The organism is Rouxiella silvae (assembly GCF_002093625.1).
Lineage (GTDB): Bacteria > Pseudomonadota > Gammaproteobacteria > Enterobacterales > Enterobacteriaceae > Rouxiella > Rouxiella silvae.
In genome coordinates, this window is the sequence record NZ_MRWD01000040.1 from 25115 (window position 1) to 44276 (window position 19162).

Annotated in this window: 15 protein-coding genes; 8 read left to right on the forward strand and 7 right to left on the reverse strand. The window is 49.6% G+C overall.

What is annotated here, in order from left to right:
- Window positions 1-333 precede the first annotated feature (333 nt).
- The gene (gene trhO / locus BS639_RS16180; RefSeq protein WP_084983626.1) at window positions 334-1401 is read right to left on the reverse strand and encodes an oxygen-dependent tRNA uridine(34) hydroxylase TrhO; all 1068 of its coding nucleotides are present in this window, start codon (window positions 1399-1401) and stop codon (window positions 334-336) included.
- A gap of 150 nt (window positions 1402-1551) precedes the next feature.
- Here trhO and BS639_RS16185 point away from each other — a divergent pair, with 150 nt between their 5' ends.
- The 4 genes from BS639_RS16185 to mdtG all read left to right on the forward strand — a co-directional run bounded on the left by BS639_RS16185 (window position 1552) and on the right by mdtG (window position 6234).
- Window positions 1552-2649 (forward strand): NADH:flavin oxidoreductase/NADH oxidase, encoded by a 1098-nt coding sequence (locus tag BS639_RS16185; protein WP_055783062.1) that lies wholly within the window; start codon window positions 1552-1554, stop codon window positions 2647-2649.
- Window positions 2650-3175: 526 nt separating this feature from the next.
- Entirely contained in the window at window positions 3176-4096 is a 921-nt protein-coding gene (locus BS639_RS16190; RefSeq protein WP_084983627.1) for a Kdo(2)-lipid IV(A) acyltransferase, read from the forward strand.
- Between the two features lie 228 nt (window positions 4097-4324).
- A complete protein-coding gene (locus BS639_RS16195) occupies window positions 4325-4759 on the forward strand; it encodes a DoxX family protein (protein WP_055783057.1) in 435 nt (144 codons plus the stop codon).
- A 236-nt stretch (window positions 4760-4995) separates the two neighbouring features.
- The gene (gene mdtG, locus BS639_RS16200) at window positions 4996-6234 is read left to right on the forward strand and encodes a multidrug efflux MFS transporter MdtG (protein WP_055783053.1); all 1239 of its coding nucleotides are present in this window, start codon (window positions 4996-4998) and stop codon (window positions 6232-6234) included.
- Between the two features lie 39 nt (window positions 6235-6273).
- Here the strand turns inward: mdtG and BS639_RS16205 are convergent, their stop codons facing one another.
- Complete coding sequence (locus BS639_RS16205) at window positions 6274-6669, reverse strand: hypothetical protein (protein ID WP_084983628.1); 396 nt, start codon at window positions 6667-6669, stop codon at window positions 6274-6276.
- Between the two features lie 183 nt (window positions 6670-6852).
- Here BS639_RS16205 and BS639_RS16210 point away from each other — a divergent pair, with 183 nt between their 5' ends.
- Together BS639_RS16210 and BS639_RS16215 are read left to right on the forward strand one after the other, a co-directional pair.
- On the forward strand, window positions 6853-7644 hold the full coding sequence (locus tag BS639_RS16210) for an ornithine carbamoyltransferase (RefSeq protein ID WP_084983629.1): 792 nt from the start codon (window positions 6853-6855) through the stop codon (window positions 7642-7644).
- A gap of 120 nt (window positions 7645-7764) precedes the next feature.
- Entirely contained in the window at window positions 7765-8166 is a 402-nt protein-coding gene (locus BS639_RS16215; protein ID WP_055783043.1) for a MysB family protein, read from the forward strand.
- A gap of 31 nt (window positions 8167-8197) precedes the next feature.
- On the opposite strand, the gene BS639_RS16220 is transcribed toward BS639_RS16215, so the two are convergent.
- The gene (locus tag BS639_RS16220; protein WP_055783040.1) at window positions 8198-8443 is read right to left on the reverse strand and encodes a YceK/YidQ family lipoprotein; all 246 of its coding nucleotides are present in this window, start codon (window positions 8441-8443) and stop codon (window positions 8198-8200) included.
- Window positions 8444-8727: 284 nt separating this feature from the next.
- Between BS639_RS16220 and opgB the strand changes: the two genes are divergently transcribed.
- Window positions 8728-10605, forward strand: a complete 1878-nt coding sequence (gene opgB, locus BS639_RS16225; RefSeq protein WP_084983630.1) for a phosphatidylglycerol--membrane-oligosaccharide glycerophosphotransferase — start codon at window positions 8728-8730, stop codon at window positions 10603-10605.
- A 113-nt stretch (window positions 10606-10718) separates the two neighbouring features.
- Here the strand turns inward: opgB and mdoH are convergent, their stop codons facing one another.
- Both mdoH and BS639_RS16235 read right to left on the reverse strand, forming a co-directional pair.
- On the reverse strand, window positions 10719-13304 hold the full coding sequence (mdoH, locus tag BS639_RS16230; protein ID WP_084983631.1) for a glucans biosynthesis glucosyltransferase MdoH: 2586 nt from the start codon (window positions 13302-13304) through the stop codon (window positions 10719-10721).
- Window positions 13297-14832 carry a glucan biosynthesis protein G gene (locus tag BS639_RS16235; protein ID WP_055783758.1) on the reverse strand — a complete coding sequence of 512 codons (1536 nt, stop codon included), beginning with the start codon at window positions 14830-14832 and terminating at the stop codon, window positions 13297-13299. Before BS639_RS16235 ends, mdoH begins: the two co-directional genes overlap by 8 nt.
- 321 nt (window positions 14833-15153) lie before the next feature.
- Here BS639_RS16235 and mdoC point away from each other — a divergent pair, with 321 nt between their 5' ends.
- The gene (gene mdoC, locus BS639_RS16245; RefSeq protein WP_055783026.1) at window positions 15154-16344 is read left to right on the forward strand and encodes a glucans biosynthesis protein MdoC; all 1191 of its coding nucleotides are present in this window, start codon (window positions 15154-15156) and stop codon (window positions 16342-16344) included.
- Between the two features lie 96 nt (window positions 16345-16440).
- On the opposite strand, the gene BS639_RS16250 is transcribed toward mdoC, so the two are convergent.
- Together BS639_RS16250 and BS639_RS16255 are read right to left on the reverse strand one after the other, a co-directional pair.
- The gene (locus tag BS639_RS16250; protein ID WP_084983632.1) at window positions 16441-17469 is read right to left on the reverse strand and encodes an HlyD family secretion protein; all 1029 of its coding nucleotides are present in this window, start codon (window positions 17467-17469) and stop codon (window positions 16441-16443) included.
- Between the two features lie 57 nt (window positions 17470-17526).
- Window positions 17527-19140 (reverse strand): MFS transporter, encoded by a 1614-nt coding sequence (locus tag BS639_RS16255; protein WP_084983633.1) that lies wholly within the window; start codon window positions 19138-19140, stop codon window positions 17527-17529.
- Between the last annotated feature and the right edge of the window lie 22 nt (window positions 19141-19162).

The window sequence follows — 19162 nt, forward strand, 5'->3', positions numbered from 1 at the left end:
TTTAAATTACTGTTTTATCAAAATAAAAATAAAAACCACAATCCTTATATCGCGTTCCCTGCCCTCTCCAAAAGCATTGATAGCTCGCCGATAAAAAGCTGATTAAAACGTTCACCTGACAAATAAATGACATTTCATTGATATTCTTTTAGCGGTCAAAACGCCTCATTTCTGGCTTAGGGTTAGAACAAAATTTTGATGATTAAAAACAGAATGGAAAGTTCTCATCAGAGGGGGAGCAGGCAGAGACAGGCGGATGTATTGCTGTTTTGAATCAGAAAGGGAAAAATTACGCCTGCCGCCAAAGGCCAGCAGGCGTAATAAGAGACGGTATCAGTCGACTGAACTCGCGTCTTTTGGGGCTGGAATGTGCATCGTGGTCTGCAATAATCCTTTGGATTTATTGAAAATCTTATTGCCATTCTCACGACCGGCTCGCAGTGCTCTCTGCTGCTCCGCTGGAAGCTTGAGCTCAGTCTGGCAAATTTCGCTACAGCATCCATCAAACTTGGCAGCACAGGACGGGCACTGAATGAACAGCAAATGGCAGCCGTCATTTAGACAGTTGGTGTGATTATCACATTCAGCACCGCACTGGTGGCAGTGAGCAATCACGTCGTCAGAAATCCTTTCGCCCATGCGCTCATCAAAGACAAAGTTTTTACCTTTAAATTTTACTGGCAAACCCTGTTCTTTGGCACGACGCGCATATTCGATAATCCCGCCTTCAACGTGGTACACATTTTTAAAGCCGTTATGCAGCATGTAGGCGCTGGCCTTCTCACAGCGTATGCCGCCGGTGCAGTACATAACAATTTTTTTATCTTTATCGTCTTTCAGCATATCAACCGCCATCGGCAGCTGGTCGCGGAAAGTATCAGAAGGCACTTCAATCGCCTTGTCAAAATGCCCCACTTCGTATTCGTAGTGGTTGCGCATATCGACAAACAGCGTATCGGGATCGTCTATCATTGCATTGACCTGTTCCGCCTTGAGGTATTCACCTATGTTGGAAGGGTCAAAGGTTTCATCATCAATACCATCAGCAACAATTCGCTCACGCACTTTGAAGCGCAGCACCCAGAATGATTTGCCGTCGTCTTCAAGCGCAATATTAAGACGAATATTGTCGAAAGCCGGATGACAGGTAAAAAGATGCTGTTTGAAAGCCTCGAATTGGCTTTGTGGAACGCTAATCTGCGCATTGATGCCTTCTTTAGCCACATAAATGCGGCCAAAAACATTTAACTTAACCAGATCAACGTAGAGCCGGTCGCGAAATGCTTTAGGGTCATCGAGATGGAAGTATTTATAAAAAGAAACTGTCGTGCGCGGCTCGGCTTCTGCCAGCATGCGTGCCTTCAGTTCCTCGTTAGAAATTCGGTTATGTAACACTGGCATGGTGTACTTTCCTGTCTTTCGTTGAGGCTATTCTAAGCAGAGTAAAAATTAAAACGGCGCTATTATACATTAAACAGCCACCATGATTAAAGCTTCGGTTACCACATCCCGCGTTGCCTGATACACATTTCAAACTCATTAGAGGTCACCATGAGCAAGTTATTTGAAAGCATCAAACTAGGTTCACTGACGTTAGCTAACCGCATCGTTATCGCCCCCATGTGCCAATATTCGGCGGAACACGGTAAAGCAACATCATGGCACCACGCCCACCTTGGCCAGCTTTCATTTTCCGGCGCAGGATTATTGATTCTGGAGGCCACGGCGGTTGAGGACGTAGGTAGGATCTCTCCGCAAGACCTCGGCTTATGGAATGATGAAACTGAAGAGGCAATGGCTAGCCTGGTCACTTCACTGCGTGAAAACAGTGACATTCCTTTAGGTATACAGTTGGGACACGCGGGCCGCAAGGCATCGTGCTATGCACCGTGGGAAGGAGGAACGCAAATCAGCGCCAAACTCGGTGGCTGGCAAACGGTAGCACCTTCTGCCGTAGGATTTGCGGACACCGATAATGCCCCCGAGGCAATGTCTCTTGAGAGAATCAGCGCCCTTAAGCAGGCCTTCGTCGACAGCGCAAAGCGCGCGGACAAACTGGGCTTCGACCTGATTGAACTGCACGGCGCACACGGTTATTTACTGCACCAGTTCCTGTCGCCTCTTTCAAATCAGCGCACGGATCAATACGGCGGCTCATTGGAAAACCGTATGCGCCTGCTTTTGGAGATTTATCAGGAACTGCGCCAGGTCTTCTCTGCCAACAAACCGATTGGCGTGCGCATCTCTGCCACCGATTGGGTACCGGGCGGCTGGGACGTGGAACAGTCGATTGAACTTTCCAAGGCACTTGAAAAACTGGGGTGCAGCTACATTCACGTCTCAAGCGGCGGTCTGTCAACGCAGCAGAAAATTGCCGTAGGTCCTAACTATCAGGTGCCGTTCGCGCAAAGTATCAAGCAAGCGGTTGATATCCCGGTTATCGCCGTGGGGTTAATTACCGAACCCGAGCAGGCCGAAGCTATCGTTTCTACCGGTCAGGCGGACATGATAGCCCTGGCGCGCGGCGTGCTCTACAACCCACGCTGGCCGTGGCACGCAGCGGCAAAATTGGGGGCTAAAGTTAGCGCACCCAAGCAGTATTGGCGCAGCGAGCCACACAATGTGAAAGGTTTATTTGACGTAAAATAATCGTTTAAACTTCTCAATTGTCACTAAGGACGCCATTTTTTAATGGCGTCCTTTTTTATGCGCTAACGCCATATACGAACCTTAAGTGCGGTATATCGCGCTTATATGTCATGACAAGGGGGCTGAATGATTGACAAAATCGGGTTCTTTATCAATATTCAAAGTTGCAGATAGGGTGTTTTAACGTCATGCTCGACGCATTTTGGCATAAAATGCTTAAGTGCAAATCAAGCCCAAAAGTTTAAAAATCACACATTTTAAGGAGATATCAGGATTTAAATATTCAAAAATGAGGTTTTAATGCCGTCATTTTTCACCTTGATAAAAAAAAGTGTCACAATATACGACTTTGCTTAGGAAGATTTACCTCCTGCAATAATGAGAATTCACATAAGCAGACATTTCCTCGGCGGGCTGCTAGCTGGCTTTACCGTGCATCGGGTCATAATGTTCTTTGACTCAATATAAAGGCATAGCCAAGACAGAGCTTAAATTTTCCTACCTCAAACAATGACGCAGAGATTTTATGACTCAAGTACCAACCTTTACCCGTTCGTTATTGCATCCCCGTTACTGGGCTACCTGGATGGGGCTGGGACTGTTGTATCTACTGGTGCTTTTGCCCTATCCCATTATCTATCGCATGGGATGTGGCATTGGCCGCTTTTCTATGCGTTTTTTGAAACGCCGCCGGAATATAGCCCAGCGTAATCTTGAGCTGTGTTTCCCAGATATGCCACAAAGCCAACGTGATGGATTGATACTTAAAAACTTTGAGTCCGTCGGCATGGGGCTGTTTGAAACCGGCATGGCGTGGTTCTGGCCCGACTGGCGCATTGAACGCTGGTTTAAGGTCAGCGGACTAGAGCACATTCAGAAAGCACGTGATAACCAACAGGGCGTGCTGCTGATTGGCGTGCACTTTTTAACGCTGGAGTTAGGCGCGCGTATCTTCGGGATCCACAATCCTGGAGTGGGCGTTTATCGCCCTCACGACAACAAGCTGATGGACTGGATCCAAACCAAAGGCCGTATGCGCTCCAATAAGGCGATGCTGGATCGTAAAGATCTCAAAGGCATGATCCGCAGTCTGAAACAGGGAGACATTATCTGGTATGCGCCTGACCACGATTATGGCCCGCGCAGCAGCGTGTTTGTGCCATTCTTTGCCGTGGACAAAGCCGCCACCACTAAAGGGACTTACCTGCTGGCGCGGATGGGAAAACCGGCGATTATTCCGTTTACCCCGCGTCGTTTACCCAGCGGTAAAGGCTATGAGCTACTGCTGCATCCTGCGGTCGAAAATTTCCCGCTCGATGATGAGGTCGTCGCCGCTACCCACATGAACAAAGTTGTAGAGGACGAGATTAAATTAGCCCCTGAACAGTACATGTGGCTCCATCGTCGCTTTAAAACCCGCCCAGACGGCGAACCTTCGCTTTACTAACGCTTTCTAACGCCCTGGCAACCCCATTCACTGCGCCAGGGCAGGAAAATCTCAACCAGTTGTTTTTATTCAAACAGTTTTTTTGAAAGACTTCATCAACGTTATCTCATTTTCTCCAACCGCAATGTAGAGAATACTGGCAATATAATTTCATCTGTGACTGATTTCGAATGCACCGATGACGTTTTATAACGGACAGCCGCGTTACTTATCCAAAAGGATCTCACTATGTTGGCAAAATTGAATACCTGTTTCACCCGTATCACCGATCACCCAGATCTGGGTAAGCTCCTGTTACGCCTGACGTTTGGTATCCTTATTTTATTCCACGGTGTGGCTAAAATGGAAAACGGCGTAGGCTGGATTGCGAAAATGCTCGAAGGTCACGGCCTGCCAGGCTTTATTGCCTATGGCGCCTATATCGGGGAAGTTATTGCTCCCGTATTGATTATTCTGGGTATTTTCACCCGCCCTGCCGCGCTGGTCATGTCAATCAACCTGGTGGTGGCGACCCTGCTGGTGGTAGGCGGTAAGTTCTTCACCATTAATGAAGTGGGCGCATGGGGACTCGAAGGCGAAGCGATGTACTTCTTCGGCGGTCTTGTCATCATGTTACTGGGCAGCGGCCGTTATTCCGTGGTCAGCAATCCGGCTCTGCGCTAAGCAATTCCGTCAGGCGATTACACTTAATCGCCTGATTTTTAACCTTCTATAAGCACTGTACTCTTTCTTCTGCGCTCCATCTCCCTGCTCAACATCTTTTTTAATTTTACGTAATAAGTTCTTAACATTATTGAACTGCGTAATTAATCGGCGCATAATTATCGAGCTAAATCATTATTACTGCGCTCTGTTTTGCCCTCTTCGCAGAGTAAATGGACCTCACTCATTGGTATTTTATGACCTCGGCACCTGCATCGGACCAAGCACCAGAACCCATTAATTGGAAACGTAATCTTTTCGTTGTCTGGATCGGCTGTTTTCTGACCGGCGCGGCATTTAGCCTCATCATGCCCTTTCTTCCCCTGTACATAGAAAAACTCGGCGTAACCGGTCACGAATCACTCAATATGTGGTCGGGTCTGGTATTTAGCATCACCTTCTTATTTTCTGCGATTGCTTCGCCATTCTGGGGAGGATTAGCCGATCGTAAAGGGCGAAAAATTATGCTGCTGCGCTCAGCGCTCGGCATGGCCATCGTGATGGCCCTGATGGGTATGGCGAATAATATCTGGCAATTTCTGGTGCTGCGCGCGCTGCTTGGTCTGCTGGGTGGATTTGTCCCCAATGCCAATGCGCTTATCGCCACGCAAATACCGCGCAACAAGAGCGGCTGGGCGTTGGGCACGCTTTCTACCGGTGCAGTCAGCGGAGCGCTGATTGGTCCACTGGTAGGCGGCATACTTGCCGACAGTTATGGGCTGCGGCCGGTATTCTTCATCACCGCTGCCGTACTCTTCACCTGTTTTTTGATGACTCTCTATCTTGTTCGCGAACAGTTTGTGCCCGTGAATAAGAAGGATATGCTCAACCGCAAGCAGGTTTTCGCCTCGCTGAAAGACCCAAAGTTAGTACTTTGTCTCTTTATTACCACCATGATCATTCAGGTGGCGACCGGCTCGATTGCGCCAATTTTGACCCTTTACGTCCGCGAACTAGCAGGAAATACTCAAAACCTGGCGTTTATAAGCGGCATGATTGCCTCGGTGCCCGGCGTGGCGGCACTGTTAAGTGCACCACGGCTCGGTAAGTTGGGCGACAAAATTGGCCCCGAACGCATTCTTGTGGCCATGTTGGCAATTTCTGTGCTGTTGCTGATCCCCATGGCATTTGTGCAGAGCCCGTTGCAGCTAGGCATCCTCAGGTTTCTGCTCGGTGCAACCGACGGTGCACTGTTGCCTGCGGTGCAAACACTGCTCATTTATAACTGCACCAATCAGGTGGCGGGACGGGTGTTCAGCTATAACCAATCTTTTCGCGACGTGGGAAATGTCACCGGCCCGCTGCTGGGTGCGTCGGTTTCAGCAGGATATGGTTTTCGGGCGGTATTCTGCGTGACGGCTTGCGTAGTGCTGTTCAACGCTTGTTATTCATATTGGAGTTTACAGCGCCGCCCCAGTCAGGCAATGGTTGAATAAAATCAACTTAAGCCACTAAAACGGCGCCAAATCTCAATGCTACTGACTGTTTTGCGGCGGCGGATTTCGAGGACCGTGATGCGGGAAGTCTGGCACCTCCACCACCGAAACGCGCACTTCATAGTGCTTACCTGCGGTCGTCGCCGGAATAACGCCGTTAAGTTTTTGCAGTGTATCCGTGGGGTTGTCGCTGGCCACAGAGGCACAGAACAGCTCTCTGCCATGACAGAAACCGTGCATCGGCGGCGACATCATCACTTCCATTGGTGGAAACGGCGGTCGACCTTCACCGTGAAACGGCATCTCTTCCTGCGGCTGATTAGCAGGCTCAGCCTGTGGCGCTTTATTTGTGTTCTCGGCGGCATAGCTGCCGACGCTGATAAGCGCCGCAATACCACAAAGCGGCAATAAAATTGTGCGGGTAGACATTTTCATAGCAACGACCTTTTCAAAAGAGTTCCCGCTTACTGTGAGCCAAGTAACATCGTGAATAAACTGCGTTTGCCAAACCTTTACCCTAATGACTCATCGCCTTTGCAAAGCTGAATTTTCATTGACAAAATTGGCCAATAAAATAGCGTAATAGCCAGATTAAAATCCAGAATCCAAGGTGAATCGATGAGTATTATTACGCTGACTGACCTGCAACCTGCCGATATTCTTGATATATGGCGGAGAGTCGAGAGTCCAATGTCCCCCCTATGGGGAAGGGTTGGCTGGTCATTTGAAGGCAACGGCATTCGCACGCGAACAACCTTTATTCAGGCATTCAACGCGCTCGGCCTGTCCTTTATCGAGCTGCCCAATCTTTTAAAAACCGCCGAGCGCGCTGAGGATTTGGCCGGGTATCTTGACCCTTTTTATGACCTCTACGTCGTGCGCGAATCCAACCATGAAAAACTCGCTACCTTTGCTGCGTGCTCCTCGAAACCGGTCATTAATGCCATGTCCAGCCAAGGTCATCCCTGTGAAGTATTGACCGACGCCTTTTTTATCAACAAAACGCTCGGCCCGATTAAACAAGCGCGTATCTGTCTCTGGGGGCCTACGACCAATGTTTTTAAATCATGGCATGAGCTGGCGCCGCTGTTGGGCTTAGACCTCACTCACGTGTGTGATGAGGCGTTTCACACTCAAATTCCCGGCGTGAAATTTACCACGCAGGCCGATTTCAGCACTGACGTGGTGATAACCGACGGTTGGCCACGGGCGTACCAATCGGCATCTTGTTTGACTTTGGCCACCCTGCAAGCCCTCGACAATCCACTGTTATTGCCCACCCCGCCCTTCACGGTGGGACAAGAGCTCAATTTTGACCCGCTGTTGTATGCCAATTTTACGGGTTATCAGCAAAAGGCCTGGCTGTTGCCGGTGCAAAAAGCGATTATCGCCCACCTTTTAACGGCTTGAATTGTGCCGTCTATGACCGGGTGATGCGATTTATAAATTTTTACTCCTAAAAATTTTTCATCGCCAAATCTTCAACTATCCTTTTCTTAAAAACACCGCAATCTGTGCAAAGGAGGAAATATGTCACTGTATGCAACGCTGGAAGAGGCTATAGACGCGGCACGCGAAGAGTTTTTGGAGAAAATGGCCGACACTCAAGATGAAGAATCTCCGGCTGTCGATCAGTTCAACCTGCAGAAATATATCATGCAGGATGGGGATACTATGTGGGAAGCCGAGTTTTCCGCTGAGTCAGGCGAAGAAACGGAGGGTCTGAGTTTTCTGAGTGGCGAAGCGGCGCAGGCAATTTTTGACGATGACTTTGACAAGCAGGAACTGCTTGAAGAGTGGCAGCCTGAAAATACGCTCTATGAGTGGGATGAAGGTGAATACCAGCTGGAACCTCCGCTTGACACTGAAGAAGGCGCGGCCGCCGCAGAAGAATGGGACGATGAAGACGAATTCCCAGGACGCGAGGAATAATCCAGGGCGTCAGGAAACTCACCGGTGATTCTTATTCGTAAGGTCCGTGGCGGGCGTCAATGGGCAGCATAAAGGTATCGACAATCATCGATAGCGGCACGTCGATGACGGTAACATAGCGCCACGGGCCGTCACGTAAGTCCCACTGTACGCCAGGATAATACTGGTTGCCATGCCCTTGGCCGGGCATGGTGCGACTGATTATACTGCCGCATCCCGAGAGTGCAGTCACTGTAATCACCAGCGCCACCCCCCTTAAAAGCAAACCTTTTTTCACACCCAAAACCTCATCAAATCCCCTTATTCTTCTATTAAGTTTATCACAGGAGGCGGTGTGCTCCGCGTTAAGCAAACGTAAAGCATTCGCGCTTACGTTCCACGTTTTCACTATTCCGTCGCTATAAAGTGCTAACACATAATTCTGTATATGAATGGTTTATGAATTTTATATTAAAATGTAACGGCAGAGTACTATTGAATAAATATCAACAAAGAGAAAACAAGGTGATTTTTATCAATACGTTATTACTAACACGCTTATAAGTCATACAAGGAAAGTACATGGCCCTGGAATTCATTTCGGTATTGTTCTTCATCGCATCCGTCGTCCTTTGCGCAGTGAAAGCAAAACGAAACTCATTTTGGATTTCTCTTACGCTGGTGCTTTCAGCACTTTTTCTGCTGTTGAGCTCAATTTGGATTGCCAGTAATTATTTTACCGGCGAAGGCGTCAACGATGAGGTGCTGTTTACTGTCACCAACAGTCTCACTGGTGCGGGCGTTGATAAATATGTGCTGCCTGCGGTTGGGCTATTGGGTTTTATCTTAGTGATTTTTGGCCTGTTGTCCTGGTTGATATTGAGCAATAAGAATACCGCTCGAAAAACTACCTACAATTTTGCCGCCCTGCTGTTCTCACTGCTGGCCATCGGTACATCGCCAGCGACTGCTCAGCTTTTCAAGCTAACCACCTCGCAGTATGGTGATGATAAATCAGATTTTTCACAGAATTATAAAGACGCGATTAAATCCATTAATGGCAGCAAACCCAATCTAATTTACATCTTTGGCGAAAGTCTGGAACGTACCTATTTCGATAACGACGTGTTTCCTGACCTGACCCCTGAGCTTGGCGCAATTAAGCAGGAATCGATAGATTTCAGTAATACGATTCAGATCCCTGGTGCGGAAAATACCGTCTCAGGTATGGTTTCAGCGCTGTGCGGAATCCCGCTTTTTGCCCCCTTCGACAGCAATGCGTCCAGTTCACTGTCCACCTTTTATCCAAGAAGCATTTGCCTGGGGGATGTGTTAAAAGCCTCCGGCTACACTAACTATTTCTATCAGGGCGCAAATTTGGCCTTCGCAGGTAAAGAACTGCTTTTATCTACTCACGGTATTGATCATCTTTATGGCTATCAAGAGCTTAAGCCCTTTGTTAAAGACCCTAACTACAAAAACGAATGGGGCTGGTATGACGACACTACGCTGGACTTTGTTTATGACAAGTTTGAGGAGTTATCTAAAGCAGGCAAACCGTTCTCAATATTTGCCTTGACCGTTGATACGCATCACCCAGACGGATACATTGATGCAACCTGTAAAAGAAATAACTACTTATATAACAACAAAAGTAACCAGTCTCTCAGCGCAGTGGCCTGCAGTCAGGAGCAGGTAGCGAAGCTGATTAATAAGATTAAGGCCTCGCCTTACTTCAAAAATACCGTAATCGTGGTTTCATCAGACCATTTGGCAATGAACAATACCGCCTACTCAATTCTCACCAAACAAAATAGAAGAGATTTATTCTTTGTGCTGCGCGGTGACGGCGAGAACAATCAGGTTATCGACCAAAAGCGTACCACACTCGACAACGGCGCCACGGTGCTCGATATGTTGGGCGGTGACAACTTCATTGGATTGGGTCGCAGTAGCCTGACCAGCGAGTCTCTTGCCAACAATTATCACGACATACGCAAGCACACGCTGCGCTGGAAACCGGCCATCATCAAAATGTGGGATTTTCCGAAAACTATTACCGACTATGTACTGAACACAGACAGCAAAATGCTGACATTTTCCGGAGCATCGTTCAAATTTCCGCTTATCCTGCGGGTGAATAACGGAAGAATAGACCCGCTGTTCGACGTATATATGTCAGATCCGCTTGAAAAACAGCTGTCAACGCTGGCACCTGACGAGAAATTTGTCTGGGTTGATAGCTGTAACAGGATGGGCAATGTTTGGGATGCCTCGCTGAAGAGCGTCAATAACGTGTGTATCGCTACAGGAAGTCTGACCACCAAGCCGCAGATTGTTGAGGCCGATCGTGATCTTTATCGCGGTAAAGTCATGTTCGACGGACTGCAAAAACTGGATGAAGCCACGTATCAGCAAACGGTTAAGAAACTGAGCTCGGTGGTTGATACCACGCCGTAGCACGAGTTGTTCTTGGATCTTTAAAAACAAAACGGGCAGTCTGCATCACGCAAACTGCCCGTTTTTTACGTCATCCGCCATTATGGGTTTTGACTTACTGATTCTTACGCCGACTAAGCCGGTTTCACTTCCAGCGTTTGCGTTTCAGGGAAGGCCTCGGCATTACGCGGTAACTCTTCGTAATAGGCTTTCCACTGTTGCAAGTCTGGCTGTGTCCACACCGCAGAGTGCAGGCGAGCCATAATAACCGGATCGCTCAGCAACACCAGACGATCGGCCTTGCCGAGGTTTTTCGGTCCGCTCTGCAATGCTTTCTCAAGCAGTTGCTGACGTCCATTTTCAACGCTTTGGCGCAGCAGGTGACGCGAGGTCGCCATACCGGTAGCCAAGGCGTTAAAGGTCGGGTTCACCACGGCGTGCATAAAGCCGTTTTTCAGCATACGTTCGCGGTTTAGCTTCAGATATTCTTCTGTCGCCACCAGCTCGCGCGGCGGATCATACTCTTCAGGGATCAGGAACAGTTTTGCTGCCTTGCTCTTTATACCTAAGGTCGCACGGCTTGAAAGCACAGAGACGATCGGCGAAAGGATCAGAGAGAAGACAATAGGCCCTAACCACCACAGGAAGCGCAGGTCAAGCCACGCCATGCCGCTCGCCCAAACCAGACCCAGCGCCAACTGCGAACCGTGGCGCTTAAATGCTTCACCCCAAGGGGTGTCGTCATCGTCACGCTGCGGTGAGTTCCAAACCACTTCCCAACCAAGGAATGCGCTGACCACAAACACGGTGTGGAACAGCATGCGCACCGGCGCCAGCAACACGGAGAACAGCATCTCGAGCAGCATTGACAGCAGCAGACGCACCGCGCCGCCATACTGCTTCGCGCCCTTGGCCCAAATCAGTACGATACTGAGTAATTTAGGCAGGAACAGCAGCACCATCGTCGTCGAGAACAGCGCAATCGCCAGCTCGGGACGCCACTGAGGCCAAACTGGGAATAACTGCCGCGGCTGCAGGAAGTACTGAGGCTCCATCAGGGTATGCACCACCTGAAGCGCGGTTGAAAGCGCCAGGAACATAAACCACAGCGGGGCCGACAGGTAAGACATGACCCCCGTCAGGAACACAGCGCGGTGAACCGGGTGCATTCCCTTAACCAAGAACAAACGGAAGTTCATCAAGTTACCGTGACACCAGCGACGGTCGCGTTTCAGCTCATCGAGCAGGTTCGGCGGCAACTCTTCGTAGCTTCCCGGCAGGTCATAGGCAATCCAGACGCCCCATCCTGCTCGGCGCATTAGCGCAGCTTCAACGAAGTCATGAGACAAAATTGAACCGGCAAATGAACCCTCACCCGGCAGCGGTGCCAGTGCACAGTGCTCGATGAACGGCTTAACGCGAATAATGGCGTTATGACCCCAGTAGTGTGATTCACCCAACTGCCAGAAGTGCAGACCTGCGGTAAACAGTGGCCCATAGACACGGGTTGCAAACTGCTGGCAGCGTGCATAAAGCGTGTCCATGCCAGAGGCTTTAGGGGCAGACTGGATAATACCGGCATTCGGATTGGCATCCATCAAACGCGCCAGACCGGTGAGACACTCACCGCTCATCACACTGTCGGCGTCGAGAATAACCATGTAGGCATATTCCCCACCCCAACGACGGCACCAGTCATCGATGTTGCCACTTTTACGTTTTACGCGGCGGCGGCGGCGGCGATAGAAGATGCGGCCGTGGCCGTCTACGTCGCGGCACACTTCCATCCAGGCTTTCTGCTCGGCCACACAGATATCCGGGTCGTAGCTGTCGCTCAACACATAGATATCAAACTGGTCGAGGTCGCCGGTGGCCTTCACTGATTCGTAAGTCGCACGCAGGCCGGCAAATACCCGCTCAACGTCCTCGTTACAAATCGGCATGATCAGCGCGGTACGGTTGTTCGGATTCAGCTTCTCGTTGCCAGTGGTAGAAGCGGTAATACTGTATTTATCACGCCCAATCATCAGTTGCAGGAAGCCCATCAGCGCAGTCCAGAAACCGGCAGACACCCAACAGAAAAGAATGGCGAACAGTACCAGTATGCCGGTCTGCAACACGTAAGGCAGCAACTGCAACACGGACTGCAAGAAGTCCTGATTCAGCATGTCGGACGGGTCTATCAGCGCCCAGCCCTGATAAGGCAGAATGGTTTTCATATACCAGGTGGCAATGGCTGTTTGAATCAGCATCAACGCCAACAGGATATAGCGACGAATAGAGCCGGCTGCACGCCATCTTTTCTCAGACTCGGGCATTTGAGAAGAAGTGTAACGGCGGGCAATCGCGGTGCGTCCCATCAGTGAGTCCCAGAAGCGACCTACCGGGTTGGTACGCCATACTTCAGGGAACATGCTGGAACGCTTAACTGGCGGCATCGCTTTCACGATGGTGCGGCCTTCATTATCAACTTCTGACAATGTGCCATGCTCATCGGCGTCTGGCCAACCTTCGCGAATACGCTCTTTCACCGAAACCAGCGGAGCCTCGGCGTCAGCCTGGTCAATTGGCGCAGCAAAATCACCGCCAAGGCGGTGATGCAGTGACGTAAAAGCCAACTCCTCAGCAGCCGGAAGCTGCTGAGTAAGCTCCCCTTTCCGAGACTCGGTCAGGGGAAGTGCCTCTACGTACTCTTGGGTAGAATGCGTTGTTTTATTCATTGGCAGGTAACTGATTGCTCCAGGTTTCGCTCAGAGTTTTGTCGCCATTAACCAAAGCAGCACGCATTTCAACCGGCTTCTTCGGATCTTTTACTTTCATGCGCAGCGTTAAACGCCAGCCTTTAGTAACAGGATTATAGCGGACATTGTTTTCGAGCAGATCGGCGTTATCACCCATGCTGACTTGAGACGCTACCGGAGTGTCAGGCTTAAGCGACTTCAGAGCAGGCCCAACGAAATCGACTACGTAAGCTACGCTGCCGTCTTGTTCACGAACCAGATTAGACTGTTTCACATCACCGGCGGAACGCATGGTTTGAGAAACCCATGAGGAGTCAGGTGAATGCAGCTTGTCTTCATCACGCGTGAAGTGCAGGCGATAGTTGATATCAATAGGCGTACCGGCAGCTGGGAGTTGATCCGGCGTCCAGAAGGCAACGATGTTATCGTTGGTTTCGTCAGCGGTTGGGATCTCCACCAGTTCCACTTTACCTTTACCCCAATCGCCTTTTGGTTCTACCCAGGCACTTGGACGCAGGTCGTAACGATCGTCGAGATCTTCATATTCAGAGAAGTTGCGGCCACGTTGCAGCAGGCCAAAGCCTTTCGGGTTTTCCATGCTGAACTGACTCACTGACAGGTGTTTAGGATTATTCAACGGACGCCAAATCCACTCACCGTTACCGGCGTGGATAGACAGGCCGTCAGAATCATGCAGCGACGGACGGTAGTTCATGACTGGAGAAGGCTGATTTGGACCAAACAGGAACATACTGGTTAACGGAGCAAGCCCCAGTTTGCCCACTTTATCGCGCAGGAACACTTTAGCCTGAATATCGACAGTCGCTTCTTTGCCTGGGAATACGTCAAGACGGTAGGCGCCGGTCGCACGCGGAGAATCCAGCAACGCATAGATGACCAGGTGTTTCTCATCAGGATTAGGACGTTCAATCCAGAACTCACGGAAACGAGGGAATTCTTCACCGGAGGACAGTGCAGTATCGATGGCCAAACCACGGGCAGACAGGCCATAGACCTGACCTTTACCGATCAAGCGGAAATAGCTCGCGCCCAGCACGCTCATGATTTCATCATCTTTATCGGCTTTATTGATGGGATAAAGGACTTTGAAACCGGCGAAACCAAGGTTTTTGACGGTGTCGGCATCGTGCTTGACGTTACCGAAATTAAAATAGTCTGGGCTGTACTTGATCTCTTTAACGCTGTTGGCGGTCACTTCATTAATTTTGACCGGCGTGTCGAAGTACATACCCTGATGATAGAACTCAAGTTTGAAAGGCGTGTTCAGATTATTCCAATACGCTTTATCGTGATTGAATTGTATTTGTTGATAGTCCGCAAACTTCATATCGCGGAATTGAGATGGCAGGTTACTCTTTGGTGCTTCATAACCTTTATCAGCCAGCGCTTTAGCCTGCTTGGCAACATCATCAATGGAAAAAGCCCAAGCAGATGAAGTGAACAAGGTCATCAACACTGCGGCACTTAGCAAACGGACTTTAGTCATATCTGGCCCTTTGGAAAAATTTTTACCCGGCACGTCCCCTCCTTTAAATGCGCTCAACTCATTAGTCCATTTTAAGGAATAGTCAGAAATCCGACAAGATGAGAGGTGAATGGATCATCACATTGATGAACCGTTTAAGCACATAGTTAAACAAGGATATCAATTCGGCGAAAGTCCCGCTATGGAAAGTTGTCTGAGTCTGCCTCACGCCCACGCCCCACGGCAAAGGAGGCTTTACAAAAAGCAGACATTTCTTAACAGTGCCAATTTTGATTTTAAAGTAAACTAGATTTAATGAAGATTTAACTAAAATGAATCGATATGAAACCACAAAGTCAACCAAGAGAGTTTTTTTTGGATTCGATCCGGGCATACCTCATGTTGCTCGGTATTCCATTTCATATATCGTTGATATATTCCAGCCATATTTGGACGGTAAACAGCGTCACGCCGTCTGATGGGCTGACGATATTCAACGATACGATTCATGCCTTCCGCATGCAGGTTTTCTTTGTTATCTCAGGCTATTTCTCCTATATGCTCTATGAGCGTTACGAGAGCCGTAAGTGGCTTAGAGTGCGCCTGGAGCGCGTTGCCATCCCGCTGGCTGCGGCCTTGCCACTGATCACTGTACCTCAGCTGTTATTTTTGGCTTACTTCACTAACAACTTCTCCAACTGGAGTTCGCTGGACTTCTACCAGAAAATTAATATCACCGTGTGGGAGTTAGTTTCACATCTGTGGTTCTTATTAACGTTGGTAATATTGACCGCGGTCTCTTTCTATTTATTCCGTGCAATTAAAGAGAATAAGAATAGTCGGATTTTAAAAGTCATTAAAAATGCAGATTCGCTTGGAAAAATCTCAATATTATTTTTATTTTTCGGATTGATTTACGCTGCGTTTAATAGAAGTGTGTATCTTTTTGCACCACAACTGTTAGGAAATGGCGCTTTTAACTTCGTGGTGATGCAAACTTTATTTTATCTGCCGTTTTTCCTTATCGGTGCTTGTGCATTTAAGTTTGCCAGTTTGAAGAGCATTTTCCTCAAACCTTCAGTGCCGGCGTGCGCGATTAGCATCCTGCTGTTTGCTGCTTATATGATTAATCAGCACGTTAATACGCCACAGCTGTACTCGATGGAGATCGATGCCATCATTACCAGTCTGCTGGGTATTCTGATGGTTAACGTGGTGTTCTCATTCAGCCACTACGTGCTTAACTTCCAGTCACCGTTTGTCACCTATCTGGTCAACGCGTCGCTGTTTGTCTATCTGATTCACCACCCATTGACGCTGATTTATGGCGCATTTATTACGCCGCTAATCAAAAGTGACTGGCTTGGGTTCTGGCTGGGGCTGGTGTTTGTATTTGGTATCGCCTTCTTCCTTTATGAGGCACACAAACGCGTTCCTCTGCTGCGCTTCCTGTTCTCGGGAAAATGGCAGTTTATGAAGAAAGATAACGGAGAGTCATCTTCGGCGGGTAAAAGGGCTGAACAAGGCCATTAGGCGGCATTAAAGCAAGTGAATAGATAGCGCGCTGCGTGACGGTTGAGGGACCACCTGTCACGCAGCATCATACTGTCGGGTAAGAGATTATAAATTTTACTGCGTCATAATCGTCGGCACTACCGACATTCCCACCCTCAGTCGAGATAAATCTTTTTGCCCCGCATCCAGTAAAATTTTCACCGCCAATCTCTGGGTAACCTTGGTGTAATTCCCCGTGGCATTATCAGGCGTAATCGGTGAAAAAGTGACCCCAGTTGCGGGTGCAATGCTGTCTACCTTGCCCTTAAACGTAACGTCCGGCAGCGCGTCAACTTTAATCGTTACTGACTGATTTGGCTGTACATGGGCGAGCTGCGTTTCTAAATAATTGGCCAGCACGTAGGCCTTTTCTACCGGCACCAGCGCGAGCACGCGAGTTCCTGCGCTCACATACGCCCCTACTCGCAGGGACCGTACGCCCACAATGCCGTCAATTGGCGCCTTAATGTCGGTATAAGACAGATTCAGTTTAGCCTGTTGCAAAGCCGTGGTGGCTGAATCGATCGCCGCCTTCGACTGCGCCTGCTCGGCTTTTAACACGTCGAGCTGCTTTTCTGCCGCCCGTACGGCGGCCATGTCACTCTGCTGAGCCGCCAGCTTTTGGCGATAATTAGCATCAGAATCATCACGCTGGTCTAAAGACGTCGAACCGTCAACCGCCAAACGTTTATATCGTTCAGCGCTTTGACGCGCATACACCAGCCCTGCGGCGTCGGCAGCGACCACAGCACGAGCCTGTTCGATAGTCGGCTGCTGTTTAGCAACCTGCGCCACTAAACTTTGCATCTGTGCCTGCGCGGTTTCCACTGCCGCACTGGCGGTTTGAACCGCGTTGAGGTAGTCGCGGTCATCGATTTTGGCCAACAGCTGCCCTGCCTTAACTTGCTGATTATCTTGAACTAGCACGTCTTGAACGGTGCCTGAAATACGCGGGGCTACCAGAGTTGAATCGGCAGAAATCACCGCATCATCGGTGCTAGGCGCTGTGTCAACACTAAGCAGATAGACGCCCAGAACAACCAGCAACAGGATAATGACCACAACCAGCAGCCATACCGGACGAAATGAGGATTTAATGGACATAATTCTTTTCTCTCGTTTGTTCTTATTAAAAGTCGGTGCAAGCAGTCGGTGTGTTGTTTAATCAGCTTTTTTTATCAGCGTATGCGGCGGATATGTCCGTTTAGGCAACAGTGCGGTAAGCAAAGCCAAGGCAAAGGCAATGCTTATTAGCAGAAAATAAGTATCCGAAAGTCCCAGTACCGTAGCCTGTCGTTTAACCAATGATGAAAACGCACTCAATACTTCACTCGAAATGGCCGAGCCGTTCGGGTTCAGCGGCGCAAGATAGGTGCCGTCTCCGTCATAGGGTTGAGAAAGCAGTGAGCTGACACTTCCAGCATGGTTAAGCAATACATTGGAGTGAAACTGTTCGCGTTGACTGGAAAATTCGCCCACGACGGTGCTGCCGATGACGCTACCTAATCCGCGAACGGTGTTGAACATTGCCGAAGCAAACGGTCCTTCCTGCGGCTGCACCACGCCGGTCGCCCCCATCAGCACCGGTAATATCGCCATCGGCTGTCCGAACGCCTGCATAATTTGCAGCCAATAGAAGTTTTCCCGCGACCAATGCTCGGTGATATGACTGCTGAAATAGCACGAGCCGCCCACCAGCCCAAGGCCCATTAACAGCACCCAGCGGCTGTCGATCCAACGAAAATTCAACACTGCCGCAACCAGCGGGGCCAGTAAAAGTTGAGGTAAACCAATGGTCAGCGCCAATGGACCTACCTGCGCAGCACGAAATCCCTGCACGCTTTCCATATAGCTCGAAGGCAGTGCCGAGCCGGAAAGCAGCAGAACCATCAGACCGCCCAAGGTCAGCAAACCATGACTTAAATTGGCACGTTTAAGCATCTGCAATTTAAAAAGCGGCAGTGGGTGCGACCACTCGTTAACAAAAAACACCAGCAGCAGGCCAACGGAGGAAAGCAGCATTAGCACAATCAACGGCGAGTGAAGCCAATCAAGCCGCTGTCCTTGCTGCAGCGTTAACACCAACAGCGCAATACCGCTACTGCCTGTCAGCATGCCGACGGTATCCATTTGCTTGAAGCGCTCGAAACGAAGCGGGTCTTGGGGAAGGCCGTAACCCATCATCACCGCGGCGGCCAAACACGGCGGGATAACCTGCCAAAACACCCACTGCCAGCCGACGGCATCAGTCCAAAAAGACGCCAGAGTGATGGCCACGTTTGGACCAAAGGTGGCGGTAAGCGCATAGGCACTTAGGCCATAAAGCTTATAAGCAGGCGGTAAAAATCGGAGTGCGGCAGTCATCAGCAGCGGCGGCAACGCTCCACCCAAAATGCCCTGCACTACGCGAAGGGCAATAAATACTGAAATGTTAGGGGAGTAAGGCAATAGGGCGGCGATCAGCGAAAAACCCAATGCAGTGCCGATGGCAAAGCGGCGCAGTGAAAGCGTCATGGCAAACCAGGGTGCGAGCATCATGGCGGCAACTTCTGCCGCCTGATAGGCACCAATGACCCAGCTACCTGGATCACTGCTGATATTTAACGCCCCGCGTACGTCGGCCAACGCAATATCAGTCACACGATCGTTGAGGCCGGAACAGAGCGAGGCGAAAAGAATACCGATTAATCCGATAACCAACCGCAGATTAAAGGGCTGCGGCACGGGCATCGCGAGACCGCCTGCAGGGTTGACCAGTATTGATGGCTGATTCATTGAGTTACTCTTATTTAATGAT